This window comes from Rhodococcus koreensis, assembly GCF_900105905.1.
Taxonomy (GTDB): Bacteria; Actinomycetota; Actinomycetes; order Mycobacteriales; family Mycobacteriaceae; genus Rhodococcus_F; species Rhodococcus_F koreensis.
In genome coordinates this window covers 6,954,325-6,971,618 of the sequence record NZ_FNSV01000005.1, presented here as the reverse complement: position 1 = coordinate 6,971,618, position 17,294 = coordinate 6,954,325, and the positions used below count along the sequence as shown (strand labels likewise).

The window sequence follows — 17,294 nt, the reverse complement described above, 5'->3', positions numbered from 1 at the left end:
TCAACCGCCCGCGGTTAACAAGTACTCACAGGTCAGGTGTGGTCGTGGATCCAGTCGACGATCCGGTCGACGGTGCTCGCGGGCTCGCGGATCCACCCGTTGTGGCCGAGTGGTTGCGGCTGGTGCCACAGGGTGACGTCGGCGTTGGGGAGTTTCGCGAGGAGGTTCTTCGCCGCCGATTCCGGAGCCAGATCGTCCCCCTCGACGGTCACGGACAGCACCGGCAGTTTCAGCCGGGCGATGCGTTCCTCGTAATCGATGTCGGCGCCGTCGGGTTCGATCCTGCCGGTGCGGGCGAATCGCGACCAATCGGTGATCAGCACCTTCGACTGCCGCCCGAACCCGCCGATATCCAGTTTGTCGCCTGGCCAGAACCCGGCGAGGTTGGCGGTCATCGACATCGCCGCGGCGCCGACGAGCATCCGCGGGGCATGGATCCCGGGGAACCCGCGGTGATACGGCGACCCCGACGCGACGAGCACGATCCCGCCGAGCCGGCCCCGGATCCGTGCCCCGTACATCACACCGAGCTGACCGCCCATGCTGTGCCCCAGCAGGAACGGCGTCGCCGCAGGAAAACGCTCGCGCACCACTTCGAAGATCGCGGGAAAGTCGAGGGCCACCAGTTCGTGGTAGCCGTACGTGCTGTCGCTGCTCGGGCGGGGGCGGCTGTCGCCCTGGCCGCGGAGTTCGCCGATCGCCGCGTTGAATCCCCGGGACACGAGTTCCTCGGCGAAGGGTTCGTAGTAGCCGGCGGGAATTCCCAGGCCGGGAAACACCACGATCACGGGGGCGTCGTCCGGGCCGGGAAACAGGCGAACCGGAGTGGTGGTTCCGTCGGGCATTTGGATCGGTACTGTCTCCACTTCGTCAGACTAGACGGCTCGACCCCCGCAGATCCGGGATCTGCGGGGGTCGATTCTGTTCCGAGACCGGACGCTAGAGGCCGATCGACGCGGCGAGCATCGGCCACGACTTGTGCAGGTCTTCCTGCCAGTAGGTCCAGGAGTGGGTGCCGGTGGGCCGGAAGTCGAACGTCGCGGGAATCTGCAGTTCGTTCAGTCTGTCCGCCAGCGCATGGGTGCACTGGTTGGTGGCGGCCTCGATGGCGCCGCCGACGAGGATCTGGTTGGCGAGCGTTCCGACGTCGCCGTTGATTCCCGGTGCGTTCAGCTGATCGCCCGCCCCGGGCAGCCCGGATCCGTTGCTGACATAGATGTCGAGTCCGCGCAGCTTCTCCGCGTTGATGTACGGGTCGTTGGCGGCCCACCCCGGACCGTCTTCAGGACCCCACATGTTGGAGGTGTCGCCGCCGCCGCGACCCTCGACGACCATACGTACGTACGCGCGACCGGGGTCGGTACTGGTCATCGCGCACCCGCTGTAGGCGCCGACGCTCTGGTACAGGTCGGGCGCCGACTGCGCCAGGCTCAGCACGGAGCTACCGGCCATCGAGATGCCGGCGATCGAGTTGACGCCGTTGGTGCCGAGCGCGGAGTCGACGATCGGCGGAAGTTCCTGCGTGAGGAACGTCGTCCACTTGTTGTTGCCCAGTTCCGGGTCGGTCTGCTCCCAGTCCGTGTAGTAACTGAACGCGCCCTCCATGGGCGTGACGACGTTGACGTTCTTGTCGGCGAAGAAGTCGACGACGTCGGTCCGGGCCTGCCACGTGGCGGAGTCCTCGCCGCCGCCCGCACCGTTGAGCAGGTAGAGCGTCGGCCTCGGCGCGCTCGTGTCCGCGGGGGTGATCACCCGCAGCGGAATCTCGCGGTCCATGGACGCCGAGTACACGTGAATGGTCGACTGCCGGTCGTCGATCGGGTCGGTGCTCACCAGGTGGGAGCCGCCGTCCGCGACAGTGGCGTCTTCGGCGGGATCTGCGTAAGCGGACGCCTGGACCCCGAGGCAGGGAACGGCCGTCGTCAGAGCGACCGCGAGCGCCAAGCGCACCCCGTACCTACCCGCTGCAGTGCGGTTGACCATCGTTCTCCTTCGCTGCGACGTCGCCTGCCCGACTCCGTAGAGGCGAGAGCTGGAGCCCACATGATGTCATGCGAACTCCAGCTCTCGTTCAGAAGTGGGGTCGAAACGGGGTGTCCCTATCCCCCGACGGACCCGAGGAAGCCGATCAGTGTGGTGAGCGCTTCGAGCAGACCCAAAAGGCTGTCGGACATAGTATTACTCCTATTCGACGCAGTGGATTTTCGAACTCCCCCTGCGATCAGGGGCTCCGTCATTTGTACCCGAGTTTTCGCTCCGAATAAGCACGAAGTGGTAAACATTTGCGATCGTTGACTTAACGAAGAACCGTTGATCAAACACCGGCAAATCCCCAATTACCTCCGAAACACGCCGCACCACCAGGGAATACGCCGAGACCTCGACCCCCGGATTCCCGATTCCGTAATCGAAGAGCGACAGAACATACCTCGATTCACCGTTTCCGGGCATTTTCTTGTCGTTGCCCTTGAATTCCCCTTCGAAGAAACGAAGAGTTGGCGAATTTCGCACATCTCTTCTTTGGCCGTGGTACACGCATCTCATTTGTCCAGAAAAATAGATGACGCAAAAAATTCTTCAGTATTACACCAATTCGACCCGAAGAGTGGGATTTCTAGTTCTTCGGCGCGTCGTCACTGCTCAGGGTGAAAGACCAGGGTGGAGATCGGGGTACATCCCGATGGTGCGGACCGGTTTCACCGAACAGGATGGAGGCATGACATTCGACAGCAACACTCCCCGCCAGTTCACCCGTTCCGACAGCCAGAAGATGCTCGCAGGCGTCTGCGGCGGCATCGCCGAATACTTCTCGGTGGACGTCAACCTCGTCCGCCTGCTCACCGTGGTGGCCACTCTGGTCACCGGCGGCACCGCGGCCCTCGTCTACCTCGCCGCCTGGATGCTGATGCCTGCCGGACACTGAGACGAGAACACAACCCCGAAAAGCACTGTGGCCGTGAAACGGACCCGGCAAACGACGCACAGACGAGAAAGAGCCCGGGACACCAGTTGGTGTCCCGGGCTCTGTCGGAGCACTTCGTGCCCGTGCGCGGTGAACGAGTCCGAGGACTCCTCGGCCACGCACGGTAGGCGTAGCCGCCTTTAGAAGTCCATACCGCCCATGCCGCCGGTCGGGTCGCCCACGGGCGCTCCGGCCTTCTCCGGCTTGTCGGCGACGACGGCCTCGGTGGTCAGGAACAGAGCCGCGATGGACGCTGCGTTCTGCAGCGCGGAGCGGGTGACCTTGACCGGGTCGTTGATGCCGGCTTCGAGCAGGTCGCCGTACTCGTTGGTCGAGGCGTTGAGGCCGTGACCTGCGGGCAGGTTGCGAACCTTCTCGGCAACGACGCCGGGCTCGAGGCCCGCGTTGAAGGCGATCTGCTTCAGCGGAGCTTCGAGGGCGACGCGAACGATGTTCGCACCGGTGGCCTCGTCACCTTCGAGCTTCAGGTCGTCCAGTGCGGGAGCCGACTGCAGCAGAGCCACGCCACCACCGGCGACGATGCCCTCTTCGACGGCAGCCTTGGCGTTACGCACGGCATCTTCGATGCGGTGCTTGCGCTCCTTGAGCTCCACCTCGGTGGCAGCGCCGGCCTTGATGACTGCAACGCCACCGGCCAGCTTGGCCAGACGCTCCTGCAGCTTCTCGCGGTCGTAGTCCGAGTCGCTGTTCTCGATCTCGGCGCGGATCTGGGACACGCGACCGGCGATGGCCTCGGGGTCTCCCGCGCCTTCGACGATGGTGGTCTCGTCCTTGGTGATGACGACCTTGCGTGCCTGGCCGAGCAGCTCGAGTCCGGCGGTCTCCAGGGAGAGGCCGACCTCTTCGCTGACGACCTCGCCACCGGTGAGGATGGCGATGTCGGCGAGCTGAGCCTTGCGACGGTCACCGAAGCCGGGAGCCTTGACGGCCACGGACTTGAAGGTGCCACGGATCTTGTTGACCACCAGGGTGGACAGGGCTTCGCCCTCGACGTCCTCGGCGATGATGACCAGCGGCTTGCCGGACTGGATGACCTTCTCCAGCAGCGGCAGCAGGTCCTTGACCGTGGAGATCTTGGAGCTCACGAGCAGGATGTACGCGTCCTCGAGGACGGCTTCCTGACGCTCCGGGTCGGTGGCGAAGTACGCCGAGATGTAGCCCTTGTCGAAGCGCATGCCCTCGGTGAGCTCGAGCTGCAGGCCGAAGGTGTTGGACTCCTCGACCGTGATGACGCCTTCCTTGCCGACCTTGTCCATGGCCTCGGCGATGAGCTCGCCGATGGACGGGTCGCCTGCGGAGATACCAGCGGTAGCAGCGATCTGCTCCTTGGTGTCGATCTCCTTGGCGGTCTCGAGCAGACGCACGGTGACGGCCTCGACGGCCTTCTCGATGCCGCGCTTCAGACCCAGCGGGTTGGCGCCGGCAGCGACGTTGCGGAGGCCCTCACGGACGAGAGCCTGGGCGAGAACGGTAGCGGTGGTGGTTCCGTCGCCGGCGACGTCGTCAGTCTTCTTGGCGACCTCCTTGACCAGCTCGGCACCGATCTTCTCGTAGGGGTCCTCGAGCTCGATCTCCTTGGCGATGGACACGCCATCGTTGGTGATCGTGGGGGCGCCCCACTTCTTCTCGAGCACGACGTTGCGACCCTTGGGGCCCAACGTCACCTTGACTGCGTCGGCGAGGGCGTTGAGTCCCCGCTCGAGGCCGCGACGGGCCTCTTCGTCGAACGCGATGATCTTGGCCATTGCGAAGTGATCCTCCGGATTGGGGGTGACACACAAGGCGACCGCTAGTCGGGTCGCCTCATTTACGCCTTCGGCCGAGTTCGGTGCCCGCGACGGACGACCAGGGGTGTCTGTGGTTCCCGGTCTCACCGTCCCGACCTGGCACTCACCCGCGGCGAGTGCCAAGTGCATTTTTAGCACTCGAACAGGGTGAGTGCAAGGTCGGGACGGAAGCGCTGCGCCGGGGCGATCAGCGCATCGCGCAGACCTGACCGGTGTTCAGGTTGAAGGCGAGAGACAGCGCGCCGACGCAGTCCACGCCGTTCGCGTCGGCCGTCGCACCCGAACCCCAGCCCGCGATCGCGACGGTGGTCGTGCCGTCGGCCGCACCGGAACGGGCGATGCCGCCGCCGAGCGAGACCGCGTACGCCTGACCCGAGCCCGTCGACGCACCGAGCGACGTTCCGTACCCGTTGGCGTACGTGGTGGCGCCGCTGTGCCCGTTGGCGACGCTCACCGCGGTGCCGCTGTCCGCGGCCATCGCGTGGGCGGTGCCGGCCTCGGTCGCCTTGGCGCCGCAGCTCGCGGTGTCCGACACCTGGACGTCGTTGGCCGACGGCGGGGAGACGCAGTTGACGGGGGCGGCACCGGCGACACCTGCGCCTGCCACCGAGATTCCCGCCGCGACGCCCAGACCCACGGCCATCGCCGCTCCCACACGTGCCAGCCGTCGGCCGAAGAGAGACGAGATACGAGTACGCGATGCCGAGGCGGTCGAGGTGACGGGGGTGGAGACAGCGAGCATGGAAGCTCCTTCTGGGAACGTCGAATTGGAGGATTCGCCGCGAGAGTACCCGCTCCGGGCCGGTTAGTCCCGGACCCCGCTCAGGCGAGTTCGTCGAGGAGCTTCGGCAGCTGCGCGACGGAGTCGACGACGTGGTCCGGTCGCTGCGCGGCGAGGTCCAGAATCGACTGGCGGAACTTGCCCGTCCGCACCAGCACACCGATGAGTCCCACGCGCTGCGCAGCCAGGACGTCACCCGTCAGATCGTCGCCGACCATCATCGTCACGTCCGGTCCCGTGCCCATCAGATCGGTGGCGGTGAGGAACGCGGCGAGCGACGGCTTGCCCACCGACACGACGTTGGTTCCCGCGACCTCCTCCATCCCGGGGAGGTAGGTGCCCGTGTCGATGCGCAGCCCGTCGTGGGTGGCCCACGTGGTGCCCCGGTGCATCGCCACGACGGGGACGCCGTCGAGCATCAACTCGACCACGCGGCTGAGTGCGGCGTGGGTGAATTCGGGCCCGGCGCCGCCGAGGATCACCACCTCCGGGTTGTCGTCGTCCAGTTCGATCCCGGACAGATCGGCGGTGATGTCGCCGCTGTTGAGGACCCAGGCCCGCGACCCGGGATAGGTCGACCGGACGTACTCGGCGGTGAGCCGGGCCGCGGTGACGATCTCGTCGGAGTCGGCTTCGATGCCCGCCGACCGGAGGCCGTCGGCGACCTCGTCGCACGTCCTCGACGTCGTGTTGGTGAGGTACGCGCACGCGAGTCCGCGCTCGCGCACCTCCCGCACCGCGGCGGCGGCGCCGTCGATCGGATGCCACGAAGTAACGAGCACACCGTCTATATCGAGCAGGACACCCTCGACCCCAGCCATGACAGGAGCCTATCCCGGCGTCACTGCCGAGTCCGGCAGACGAGGACGGGGCAGGGAGCGTGATGCACGAGATTCTGGCTGACGGATCCGAGCAGGGCACCCATCACCTTGCCCCGGCCGTGGCTTCCGACGACCAGCAGTTGCGCGGTCGCCGCGTGCCGCAGCAGGACGTCGGCGGACGCGCCCTGTGTCGTCACCTCGGTCACCGGTACGTCGGGATACTCGTCGCGGGTCCCGGCGAGGCATTCGGACACGACGGCCTTCTCCCCTTCTTCGTACGCGGCCCAGTCGACGTACTTGGACGCGTGCGCGAGTCCGTGCTGCTTCTCCCCGCTCCACGCGTGCACCGCGTCCAGACCGACCCCGAAGGCGGACGCGAGCGCGAACGCCTCCTCGACGGCTTTCTCACTGACCTGGCTGCCGTCCACGCCGACGACGATCGGGCGGGCGTCCGGTGATTCCGGCGCAGGCTCTCCCCGGACCACCGCGACCGGGCTGTGCGCGTGGTTGACCGTCCGGAGGACCGTGGATCCGAGGAGATAGTCGGTGACCGCACCCGCACCCTGCGCGCCGACCGCGACGATCCGCGCCGCCCGGGACAGCTCGATCAGATGGGATGCCGCGGTCCCGGATCGGACGTCGCGCTCGACGGCGAGTCCGGGTTGATCCTGCAGGGCGGCGGCGGTGGCGGCGTCGAGCATCGAGTTGCCGTCCTCGCGCAGTTCCTGGATGAACTGGGCGTCGATCATCATCGCGGTGCCGTTGTAGAACGTGGCCTCGTCCGGGTACGTGTGGGCGAGCAGGAGCGGGGCACCGAGCCGGACCGCCGTGCCCGCGGCCCAGCGCGCCGCGTCGAGTGCGGCCCGGGACCCGTCGATGCCGACGACGACGGGTGCCCCTGCGTGTTCGCTCATATCTCTCTCCCTCTACGGCTCGAGAACTGCTGCACCGCTGAACTTTCCGCCTGCCAGGTCCCGGAGGGCCCGATCGGCGCGGTCGAGTGGGTACGGGTGGGTGTCGATGCTCAGCCGGTGTTCCGCTGCGATGCGCAGGAATTCGACGGAATCCGAACGGGTGTTGGCAGTGACGCTGCGGATCTGCCGTTCCCGGAACAGGTGCCGCTGGTACTCGAGCGCGGGAATGTCGGTGAGGTGGATTCCGGCGACGGCGAGGGTGCCGCCGTCGGCGAGCGCCTCCATCGCGACGGGCACCAGGTCGCCGACCGGGGCGAACAGGATCGCGGAGTCGAGGGGCTCAGGCGGTGTGTCGCGCACGCCCTGCACGGACGTCGCCCCGAGTCGTTCCGCCAGCGCCCGGGCCTCCGCCCCTCGCGTCATGACGTGCACCCGGGCGCCGCGCGTCGACGCGACCTGGGCGGTGAGGTGCGCGCTGCCGCCGAACCCGTAGATGCCGAGCGCGCCGCCGACGGGGACCGCGGCGCGCTCGAGTGCCCGGTAGCCGATGATCCCGGCGCACAGCAGCGGGGCGAGTTCGGTGTCCGTGTACCCCGCCGGCAGGTGCAGCGCGTAGTCGGCCGGGACCGTCGCGAATTCGGCGTACCCGCCATCCGCGTCCCATCCCGTGTACTGCGACTGCCTGCACAGGTTCTCCGCGCCGCGCAGGCAGGCCGCGCACTGTCCGCACGTGCGCCGCAGCCAGGCGATGCCCACCCGGTCCCCGACGGCGAACGATTCGGTCACCGAATCCCCCAGTGCGGCAACCTCCCCCACCACCTCGTGGCCGGGAATCACCCGGGGCCGGTGCACGGGAAGATCCCCCTCGGTCACGTGCAGGTCGGTGCGGCACACTCCGCACGCCAGAACCTTCACGAGAAGTTCGCCCGGCCCCGGCTCGGGTATGGGCTCGCTCGCCCGTTCCAGCGGGTGGCCCGCGACGGGGCCCGGAGCGACCACGCGCCACGCGGTCATCGTTCCGGTTCCGCCCTGCGTCGCCGCCATACCCCCACAATGCCCGTGACGGGTGGCCACCGCCAGGACCCGGAGGGCCGTGTCTCGACGACACGGGACCGCGGCGAAGACCCGGCCGGACCGCGGCCGGCAACTAGGCTCGCACCCATGGACCTGCGCGGTGAAGACCTGTTCACGGTGGCGGGGTCGCTGGCCGAGCTGATCGGGGCCCCGATCACGATCGAGGACGAGAACTCGACCGTCCTGGCTTATTCGAGCGGCGAGCAGGCCGTGGACCAAGCGCGCATCGAGACCATCCTGGGACGGCAGGTGCCCGGGAAGTACCGGCAACTCCTCGAGGATGCGGGCGTCTTCGAGCGCCTGCACCGGGACACCGACGTCTTCTACGTGGACATGGGACTGCCGGACATGACTCCCCGCGCGGTGATCGCGGTGCGGGACGCGGGACGGTCGGTCGGGTCGATCTGGGCGGCGATGACGTCGGCCCCCACCCCGGAACAGGAATCGATCCTGCGGTCCGCGGTCCCGGTCGTCGCCGAGCACATCGCGGCGGAGCGGGAACGGGTGGACGTGACGCGCCGGATGCAAGTCGACCGCGTCCGCGCGCTGATCAACGGCGGCGAGCCCGCCTTCCGTGCCGCCGACGACCTCCGGCTGGAGGGACGGCTGACGGTCGCGGCGGCCGCCCCCGTCGCGATCGGGCGCCCGCTGCCCTCCGGTCTGCTCGCCTCCCTCGGCCTGTACCTCGACACACTGGCGGTCGATTCGGTGGCCGCGCAGCTCGACGACGTCATCTACGTGGTCATCGCCGCGTCGGAGAAGGACGTCCGGCGCCTCGCCGAGGACTTCCTCGGCCGCGCCCGCAGCGGGGCAACATTCGTGGTCGCCGTCGGACGCGAGGTGAGCACGGCCAGCCAGGCACACCTGTCGCGCGGGGACGCCGACCGGGTTCTCACCGTGCTGCAGCACGCCCGGTCCGGTGGTGTCGCCGGGACGATGCGGGACAGTCTCGCGTCCGTGCTGGCGTTGCGCGTCGCCGACATCTTCGACGGCCTGGGCGAGCTCACCCCGCTCGCCGCGCTCACCCGGCACGACGTGCAGCACGGCACCGATCTCGTCGCCACCGCCCGCGCCTTCCTGGCGCACGGCGGCGACGTCGCCGATGCCGCCGCCGCGCTGCACGTGCACCCCAACACGCTGAGGAATCGGCTGCGGCGCTGTGTCGACTCGTGCGACGTGGACCTGACCGACGCGGACACCCGGCTCATCCTGATGCTGCACCTGAAGCTGACGGGACTGCGGGATTGGTGACCGCTGGGGGATTTGTGACCCCTGGCCGATTGCACAGGGGGCGCTGTCCGGGATTGGCCGAACGGCTACTGCCCCGGCTCCGTCGCCCGCCGATGATGGAGTCATGAGCACAGTGCAGCGCCCTGACCATGTCGCGATCGTCGGAGCAGGCGTCGTCGGATTGTCCACGGCGTGGTTCCTCCAGGAGCGTGGCGTGCGCGTCACCGTCGTCGACCGTGCGGGTGTCGCGGCGGATGCGTCCTGGGGCAATGCAGGTTGGCTCGCACCGGCATTGACGCTGCCGCTGCCCGAACCGGCCGTGCTGCGGTACGGCCTGCGCGCGATGCTGAATCCGTCCTCGCCGGTCTATGTGCCGTTCACGACCGATCTGCGGTTGGTGCGTTTCCTCGTCGGCTTCGCCCGGCACTGCACGCCCTCCCGGTGGGCGGACGCGATGAAGGTGTACGCCGAGGTCAACCGGATCTCCCTGGGCGCCTACGACGAACTCGCGGACGGCGGCGTCCGGGAGCACACGCATCTCGCCGACCCGTTCCTCACCGCGTTCAAGTCGGACGAGGACCGGCAAGCGCTCGTCGACGAGTTCCGTCACGTCGAGGCCGCGGGCGGCGAGGTCGAGTACGACCGCGTCGACCGAGACGAGATCCACTCTCTCGAGCCGAGTCTCGGCGACGGCGTGCACTCCGGTCTGCGGCTGCGCAACCAGCGTTTCATCGACCCGCCGCGTTTCGTGCATTCGCTCGCCGACGCCGTCCGCGCCCGGGGCGGCGAGATCAGGTCCGGCTTCGACGTCGCGACGGTGCAGGATCAGGGGCAGTCGGGCGTCCGGTTGGTCGCGGCTTCCGGCGACACGGTGACCGCCGATTCCGTCGTCCTCGCGGGCGGCGCACACCTCAATACTCTCGCCCGCCCGTTCGGTGTCCGCGCCCTGGTACAGGCCGGCCGCGGGTACAGCTTCAGTGTCCAGCCCGAGCAGATGCCGAAGAACCCCATCTACTTCCCCACCCAGCGCGTGGCGTGCACCCCACTGCACGACCGTTTCCGCGTCGCCGGGATGATGGAATTCCGCAGTCCCGACGCACCTCTCGACCCGCGCCGGGTGCAGGCGATCATCGCGGCTGCGACGCCCATGTTCACCGGCATCGACTGGGAATCGCGGCGGGAGGAGTGGGTCGGATCCCGGCCCTGCACCACCGACGGACTTCCGCTCGTCGGCGCCACCCGCTCCCCCCGTGTGCACGTGGCGGGCGGCCACGGCATGTGGGGCATCGCCCTGGGTCCGCTCACCGGACGCATGATGGCCGACTCCATGACCGGGGGCGAGGTTCCCGCCGTCATGCGGCATTTCGACCCGCTGCGCTGAATCCGGCTCAGGACCGGGCCGCCCAGAATCTGCGCAGTTCGACGACGAGTTCGCGCGAACGCTCGTCGGGGAAGAACAGCTTGCCGCCCCGGATCTCCACGACTTCCCGCGCTCCCGGAATGAGATCGCGGAGCCGGTAGGCCCACGGGGTCCGGAAGAACAGGTCTCCCGTGCCCCACACGATGAGCGTGGGCACCGCGAGCGCCGCGAGGTCCGGCTCGACCGCGAGCAGATCGCGCGGATTCAGAGACGCGATCCAGCGCTGGAAGAGCAACGCGCGGTCGCGGGTGCCGAGCAGCGGCTCGACGTACGCCGCCACAACCTCTTCCGGCAGCGAACGCACGTTCTGATACCCGGTGCCGTACAACAGCTTACGAGCCCTCGTCACCTTCCGCGTCAACGGCGGCAGAATGCGGGCGAGCAGTCCGGCCCGGGCCAGCAGCACAGCCGGCAGGAATGCCTTCGGCGGCACGTTGTCGTGGGTGTCGCAGTTCGTCAGCGTCAGCGTCGACAACCGGTCGGGGTGCCGGGCGGCGTAGATCTGCGCGACCGCGCCGCCGGTGTCGTTGGCGACCACGTCGACCTTCTCCAAACCCAGCGCGTCGCAGGTGGCCGCGACGACGTCGGCCAGTGCGCCCAGCGTGAAGTCCTGATCGGGTGCGGCGGGCGTGCGGCCGTGCAGCGGGAGGTCCAGGGCGATGCACCGTCGTTCGTCCTCGAGTTGACGGATCACGTTGCGCCACAGGTAGCCGGACGTCCCGACGCCGTGAATGAAGAACGCCACGCGGCCGGCGCCGGAATCGAGGTAGCTGACCGGTCCACGGTCGGTGTCGACGGTCTTCCGGCGTGTGTCGAACTCCGCGAGAGTCATGCGGACCATCTCCTGCAGTCCACGGTAGTCGCAAGACTCGAGACTTGACTTGCTCTCGGCCGTGAACGACCGAGATTCCCCTCGGGACTCGCGTCCCGAGGTTCCTGTTTCACCGACAGTCGCCACCCCGCACGTTATGTGCGGGGCGGTCTCACACCGTCTCCGCAGGCTGCCACCGTCAGTCCGACGGCCAAAATGTTCTTCGCCGCGTTCACATCGCGGTCGTGGACGACGCCGCATCGGCACGTCCACTCCCGCACGTCCAGCGGCATCGCCCCGGCGACCGCCCCGCACACCGAGCAGGTCTTCGACGACGGACAGAACCGATCGATCACCACCACCCGCCGCCCGTACCAGTCGGCCTTGTACTCGAGCATCGACCGGAACTCGGACCACCCCGCATCCGAGATCGCCCGAGACAACGACCGATTCTTGACCATGTTCCGCACACTCAGATCCTCGACGGCGATCACTTGATTTTCGCGCACCAGTCGAGTGGAAAGTGTGTGCAGATAATCGCGACGCCGATCAGCGATCCGACCATGAATCTTCGCGACCTTCAGTCGGGCCTTGGCCCGGTTCCGGGACCCCTTCTGCTTCTTGGCCAGTGCCCGCTGCGCCTTCGCCAACCGCTCACGATCCGTGCGCTCGTGTCGCGGGTTGGTGATCTTCTCCCCCGTCGACAGCGTGTACAGGCTGGTGATCCCGGCATCGAGCCCGACCACCCGATCGGCCGGCTCGAGTTCGCTGATCGTGTCCTCGACGAGGATCGAGATGTGGTACTGACCACGAGCATTACGCGACACCGTCACCTGCGACGGCACCGCCCCCTCAGGTAAGGGCCTCGACCACCGAATATCCAGGGGTTCGGACTGCTTGGCCAACCGGATCTGCCCGCCGCGGTAGGTGAAGCAGTTCGAATAGTAGGTCGCCGAATCCTTCGACCGCCCCTTCCTCTTGAACTTTGGGTAGCGGGCCTGCTTGCGCCAGAACTTCTCGAACGCACCCTGCAACTGCCGCAGCGCCTCCTGCAACGGCCCCTTCGATGGCTCCGCCAACCACTCCGTCTCGGGGTCCCGCTTCCATCCGGTGAGCATCTTCGAGGTGTCCGCGTAGGTGACCCGTCGCTGCTCCTGCGACCAGGCACGCGACCGCTCCGCCAACGCCCGGTTGTAGACATACCGGGTGCACCCGAACGTCCGAGCAAGCTGTTCCGCCTGCACCGCAGTCGGATAGAAACGAAACTTGAACGCCCGCCTCACCCCCCTCCCCACCATGACCGAAGACACTAACCCCACAGTCCGACACAACCAGATCAGCTATCCCGGACCTCAAGGACCGGGTCTGCGCCGAAAGACTCACGGATCAACTCCGTCAGTCCAGCCGCCCCACCACCGCCTCCGCGCTCGCGACCAGTGCGCCGGACGCGGCGAGGGCGACCGCGGCCTCGATCTCCGGCGCGAGGTGACGGTCGGTTCCCGGTCCGGCGACGTGCTCGCGGATCGTGTCCCGCACCGCCCCCGTCGCCGGTGACGGTGCGAGCGGGGCCCGCAGGTCGAGCGCGCGAGCGGCCGTCAGCGCCTCGACGGCGAGGACCCGGGTGAGCCCGTCGATCGCCCGGCGCAGCTTCCGGGCGGCGGACCACCCCATCGACACGTGGTCCTCCTGCATCGCCGACGACGGAATCGAGTCGACACTCGCCGGCGCCGCCAGCCGCTTCAGTTCCGACACGATCGCGGCCTGCGTGTACTGGGCGATCATGTGGCCGCTGTCCACCCCCGGATCGTCGGCCAGGAACGGCGGCAGCCCGTGGTTGCGGGCGACGTCGAGGAACCGGTCGGTGCGGCGCTCGCTCATGCTCGCGACGTCCGCGACGACGATGGCCAGGAAGTCCAGGACGTACCCGACCGGCGCCCCGTGGAAATTGCCGTTCGACTCCACCCGGCCGTCGAGCGTGACCACCGGGTTGTCGACGGCGCTCGCCAGTTCCCACGACGCCACCCGCTCGGCGTGCGCGAGCGTGTCCCGCGCGGCGCCCGCGACCTGCGGCGCGCACCGCAACGAGTAGGCGTCCTGCACCACGGTGCAACTCGGGTTGGCGTGGCTCTGCACGATCTCGGAGCCGGCGAGCAGGCGGACCATGTTCGCGGCGGCGCGGGCCTGGCCGGGGTGGGGCCGCAGCGCCTGCAGGTCGGGGGCGAACACCTTGTCGGTGCCGAGCAGCCCCTCGACGCTCATCGCCGCCGTGACGTCGACCAGCCGCAGGAGCGCGTGCAGGTCCTCGCACGCCAGCACCAGCATGCCGAGCATTCCGTCGGTGCCGTTGATGAGGGCGAGACCCTCCTTCTCCTCGAGGACCACCGGCACGATCCCGGCCGAGGACAACGCTGCCGCGGCCGGCACGAGTGCGCCGTCCGCGTCCCGCACCGTGCCCTCGCCGATCACCGCGAGCGCGACGTGGGCCAGCGGCGCCAGATCACCGGAGCACCCGAGGCTGCCGTACTCGTGCACCACCGGAGTGATCCCCGCCGACAGCAGCGAGGCGTAGACCTGCGCGACTTCCGGCCGGGCGCCGGTCCTGCCGGTGGCGAGGGTCGACAGTCGGAGCAGCATCAGAGCGCGCACCACCTCGCGTTCCACCTCGGGCCCGTTTCCGGCGGCGTGCGAGCGGACGAGACTGCGCTGCAGTTGCGTGCGCAGGGCAGAGGGAATGTGCCTTGTGGCGAGGGCCCCGAACCCCGTCGAGATGCCGTAGACGGGCTTCGGGTCCGCGGCCAGCGCCTCGATGCGCTTGCGGGTCTCCGCCATCGCCGACATCGCGTCGCGCGAGATCCGCACGGGCGCGCCGTGGCGCGCCACCCGGATCACTTCTTCGGCGGAGACCGCACCGGTTCCGACCACGACACACTCTTCGGCTCCCACAACCCCAGTCTCCCCCGCGTCCGGGCGGAGAGTGACGGGATTGCGGGAGCCTCGACCGTGTCTACAACCGGCCGCGTAGAGCTTCCTCGATTTCGCGTGGCGTCATCAGACGTTCGAGTTTTTCACTCGGCCACGAGGACGGACGTCCTTGCAATCGGGCTGATTCGAGTAGAGGGAGAGGGCTGCGGTCCCACCGCAGGATCGAATGAACATTCACTACCGATCACTTCCGAACACCGACTCGACAACTTTCCAATTTGCGCCATTGCATCGGCGACAGTTCGTCGCACTATTGACTCATCGCCAATCGTGCCCCTTTGGTTACACGGTTTCGATGAGGCGCGCGGAAGTGCTGGAAAACTGCAGGCCGGGCCACGTTTCAGTGACCTACCGCACAGCTCTCCGGCCACAGGGCCTACCATGACGCAAAAGTAATTGTTACCTTACGTACCACCTTCCCTGACTGGAGACAGCCGATGGCAACCACCCTCGAAGCAAGCATCGACATCGACGCGACCCCGCAAGACGTGTGGGCGGTCGTCTCGGATCTGAAGCGGATGGGCGAATGGAGCCCTCAGTGCCGCAAGATGCGCGTCCTCGGCGGCGTCGTCGAAGAGGGCACGAAAACCGTCAACATCAACCGCAAGGGCTTCCTCGTGTGGCCGACCACGTCGAAGGTCGTGAAGTTCCAGCCCAACAAGGCCATCGCCTTCCGGATCCTCGAGAACCGCACGATCTGGTCGTACGAACTCGAACCGACCGCAAGCGGGACCAAGGTCATCGAGCGCCGAGAAGCCCCGACCGGCACGTCCAAGGTGTCGCAGTTCCTCGTCAAGACCGTCCTCGGCGGCAACGAGGACTTCGAGGTCGACCTCGTCAACGGCATGAACACCACCCTCGCCCGGATCAAGTCGGCGGCCGAGGGCAAGTAGCCGGGTTGACCCTCGACCTGGTCGAGACCTCAGCGTGGTCCGCATGGACACACCGGACGCCGTCATGGCGAGGATCTCGCAGGGGCAGGAACGGGCAGTGGCGGGTGACCGGGAGGGCGCCCGGCGCATCTTCGACGAGGTGTGGGACGCCCTCCAGGGGTTCGGCGACACCACGCCGGACCCGCTGCACGTCGTCACGCTGGCCCACTACATGGCGGACGTCCAGACCGACCCCGCCGAGGAGTTGCGCTGGGACCTGCGAGCCCTCGGGGCCGCCGACTCGCTGACCGACGACCGGGCGCGGGAACATCACTCGTCGCTGTCGGTCGCGGGTTTCTACCCGTCGCTGCACCTCAACGTGGCGGCCGCTCATCACGCCCTCGGCCAGTCGTCCGAGGCGCGCCACCATCTCGATCGGGCAGCGCAGAGCTGCGACCACCTCGCCGACGACGGCTACGGACGGATGATCCGCGGCGCCGTCACCCGGCTCCGCGCCGAACTGGACGTGACTGTCGGACCGCCGGGGCAGAGTGGACGCCGTGCTCAGCATCGGTGAACTCGCTCGCGCGTCCGGTCTGTCGGTCAGCGCACTGCGGTTCTACGACAAGGCCGGGGTGCTCACCCCGCACGCGGTCGACCCGCGCACCGGTTACCGCTGGTACACCGACCGGCAGGTGGACGCCGCCGTCCTCGTCGCCGCGATGCGCCGGGTGGGGATGCCGGTGAAGGAGATGGCGGCCGTGCTGAGCGGCACCGACGCCCACGAACTTCTCGACCGGCACCTCGGCCGGCTGGAGCAGGGGCTGGACGACGCCCGCCGTGAACTGACGCGGATTCACCGCCTGCTCGACGCCCGAGCGGACCGGACGCGGACGGTTGTCCTCCGCACCGCCGACCTCCGCGCCGCGGTCGGGGCGGTGCGGTTCGCCGCCGACGCCGACTCGGAGTTCCCGGTGCTGCGCGGCTGCCTCTTCGAGGCGGACCACGACGTGCTGCGGCTCGTCACCACCGACCGCTACCGGCTGGCCGTCGGAACGGCGACCGTGCTCGAACCGCCGGACCAGCCGATCTCCGTGGTCGTCCCGTGCACGTTCCTGGACGACGCTGCCGGGTTGCTGCGGCCACGACACGGTGACCGTCGTCGTGGGAGCCGACTCGGTCAGCCTCCGCTGCGGCCGCGAACAGCTCACCACCGGTCTCGTCGACGGCGCCTTCCCCGACCATCGCAGCCTGTCGCCCCGCGACCCGGGAATCGAACACACCTTCTCCTCGGCGGCCCTGCGGGTACTCCTGGCCGACGCGGGTGACCGGGTGGATCTGGGGGTTCTCGAGTCGGGCGAGATCGTCGTCGGCCACCCGGGCACCGAGCGGCCCGTCCGCTTCCATGTGCAGGTGAACGCCGGTTTTCTGCTCGAAGCGGTCGACGCGCTGCCCGGCGCGCAATTGACGTTCCGGGTCGGTGGGCCCATCACGCCCCTCGCCATCCGGCCACGATCCGTTCACACATCGGACCCCGCGAGTGCGTACTCTCTCCTGATGCCGTTGCAGCCGGAAGCGCTCACGTAACCTGTGGGTGCGGCGCGATGGCGCGCAGGCAG

At 68.3% G+C, this 17,294-nt stretch carries 15 protein-coding genes and 1 pseudogene; 6 read left to right on the top strand and 10 right to left on the bottom strand.

All coding sequences use genetic code 11. The features are described from left to right. Nucleotides 1–32: 32 nt before the first annotated feature. Nucleotides 33–866 carry an alpha/beta hydrolase family protein gene (locus BLV94_RS36235; protein WP_241031315.1) on the bottom strand — a complete coding sequence of 278 codons (834 nt, stop codon included), beginning with the start codon at nt 864–866 and terminating at the stop codon, nt 33–35. 73 nt (nt 867–939) lie between these two features. Beyond that, entirely contained in the window at nt 940–1,983 is a 1,044-nt protein-coding gene (locus tag BLV94_RS36230; RefSeq protein ID WP_072948431.1) for an alpha/beta hydrolase, read from the bottom strand. Nucleotides 1,984–2,716: 733 nt separating this feature from the next. Here BLV94_RS36230 and BLV94_RS36220 point away from each other — a divergent pair. Next, nucleotides 2,717–2,923 carry a PspC domain-containing protein gene (locus BLV94_RS36220; protein WP_072948529.1) on the top strand — a complete coding sequence of 69 codons (207 nt, stop codon included), beginning with the start codon at nt 2,717–2,719 and terminating at the stop codon, nt 2,921–2,923. A gap of 179 nt (nt 2,924–3,102) precedes the next feature. On the opposite strand, the gene groL is transcribed toward BLV94_RS36220, so the two are convergent. The 5 genes from groL to BLV94_RS36195 form a co-directional block, all read right to left on the bottom strand. Next, the gene (gene groL, locus BLV94_RS36215; RefSeq protein WP_072948434.1) at nt 3,103–4,728 is read right to left on the bottom strand and encodes a chaperonin GroEL; all 1,626 of its coding nucleotides are present in this window, start codon (nt 4,726–4,728) and stop codon (nt 3,103–3,105) included. A 229-nt stretch (nt 4,729–4,957) separates the two neighbouring features. After that, nucleotides 4,958–5,512, bottom strand: coding sequence for a DUF6764 family protein (locus tag BLV94_RS36210; protein ID WP_072948436.1), 555 nt, complete (start codon nt 5,510–5,512; stop codon nt 4,958–4,960). A gap of 80 nt (nt 5,513–5,592) precedes the next feature. After that, nucleotides 5,593–6,372, bottom strand: a complete 780-nt coding sequence (locus BLV94_RS36205; RefSeq protein WP_072948438.1) for an HAD-IIA family hydrolase — start codon at nt 6,370–6,372, stop codon at nt 5,593–5,595. A gap of 20 nt (nt 6,373–6,392) precedes the next feature. Beyond that, the gene (locus BLV94_RS36200) at nt 6,393–7,286 is read right to left on the bottom strand and encodes a universal stress protein (RefSeq protein WP_072948440.1); all 894 of its coding nucleotides are present in this window, start codon (nt 7,284–7,286) and stop codon (nt 6,393–6,395) included. Nucleotides 7,287–7,298: 12 nt separating this feature from the next. Continuing rightward, on the bottom strand, nt 7,299–8,300 hold the full coding sequence (locus BLV94_RS36195) for a zinc-binding alcohol dehydrogenase family protein (RefSeq protein ID WP_072948531.1): 1,002 nt from the start codon (nt 8,298–8,300) through the stop codon (nt 7,299–7,301). Between the two features lie 147 nt (nt 8,301–8,447). Between BLV94_RS36195 and BLV94_RS36190 the strand changes: the two genes are divergently transcribed. Both BLV94_RS36190 and BLV94_RS36185 read left to right on the top strand, forming a co-directional pair. Next, the gene (locus BLV94_RS36190) at nt 8,448–9,611 is read left to right on the top strand and encodes a helix-turn-helix domain-containing protein (protein WP_072948441.1); all 1,164 of its coding nucleotides are present in this window, start codon (nt 8,448–8,450) and stop codon (nt 9,609–9,611) included. Between the two features lie 103 nt (nt 9,612–9,714). Continuing rightward, nucleotides 9,715–10,971, top strand: coding sequence for an NAD(P)/FAD-dependent oxidoreductase (locus BLV94_RS36185; protein ID WP_072948443.1), 1,257 nt, complete (start codon nt 9,715–9,717; stop codon nt 10,969–10,971). A gap of 7 nt (nt 10,972–10,978) precedes the next feature. Here BLV94_RS36185 and BLV94_RS36180 read toward each other — a convergent pair whose 3' ends face one another. The 3 genes from BLV94_RS36180 to hutH all read right to left on the bottom strand — a co-directional run bounded on the left by BLV94_RS36180 (nt 10,979) and on the right by hutH (nt 14,764). Then, nucleotides 10,979–11,842 (bottom strand): alpha/beta fold hydrolase, encoded by an 864-nt coding sequence (locus BLV94_RS36180; protein WP_072948533.1) that lies wholly within the window; start codon nt 11,840–11,842, stop codon nt 10,979–10,981. Between the two features lie 134 nt (nt 11,843–11,976). After that, nucleotides 11,977–13,119, bottom strand: a complete 1,143-nt coding sequence (locus tag BLV94_RS36175; RefSeq protein WP_072948444.1) for an RNA-guided endonuclease InsQ/TnpB family protein — start codon at nt 13,117–13,119, stop codon at nt 11,977–11,979. 97 nt (nt 13,120–13,216) lie between these two features. Further along, entirely contained in the window at nt 13,217–14,764 is a 1,548-nt protein-coding gene (hutH, locus tag BLV94_RS36170) for a histidine ammonia-lyase (RefSeq protein ID WP_072948446.1), read from the bottom strand. A 476-nt stretch (nt 14,765–15,240) separates the two neighbouring features. On the opposite strand from hutH, the gene BLV94_RS36165 reads away from it, so the two are divergent. The 3 genes and pseudogenes from BLV94_RS36165 to BLV94_RS36155 all read left to right on the top strand — a co-directional run bounded on the left by BLV94_RS36165 (nt 15,241) and on the right by BLV94_RS36155 (nt 17,262). Next, nucleotides 15,241–15,696, top strand: a complete 456-nt coding sequence (locus BLV94_RS36165; protein ID WP_072948448.1) for an SRPBCC family protein — start codon at nt 15,241–15,243, stop codon at nt 15,694–15,696. A 34-nt stretch (nt 15,697–15,730) separates the two neighbouring features. Then, nucleotides 15,731–16,252, top strand: a complete 522-nt coding sequence (locus BLV94_RS36160) for a hypothetical protein (protein ID WP_072948450.1) — start codon at nt 15,731–15,733, stop codon at nt 16,250–16,252. Beyond that, nucleotides 16,227–17,262, top strand: a pseudogene (locus BLV94_RS36155) (DNA polymerase III subunit beta family protein). The gene BLV94_RS36160 and the pseudogene BLV94_RS36155 overlap by 26 nt, the downstream one beginning before the upstream one ends. The last annotated feature ends 32 nt before the right edge of the window (nt 17,263–17,294 follow it).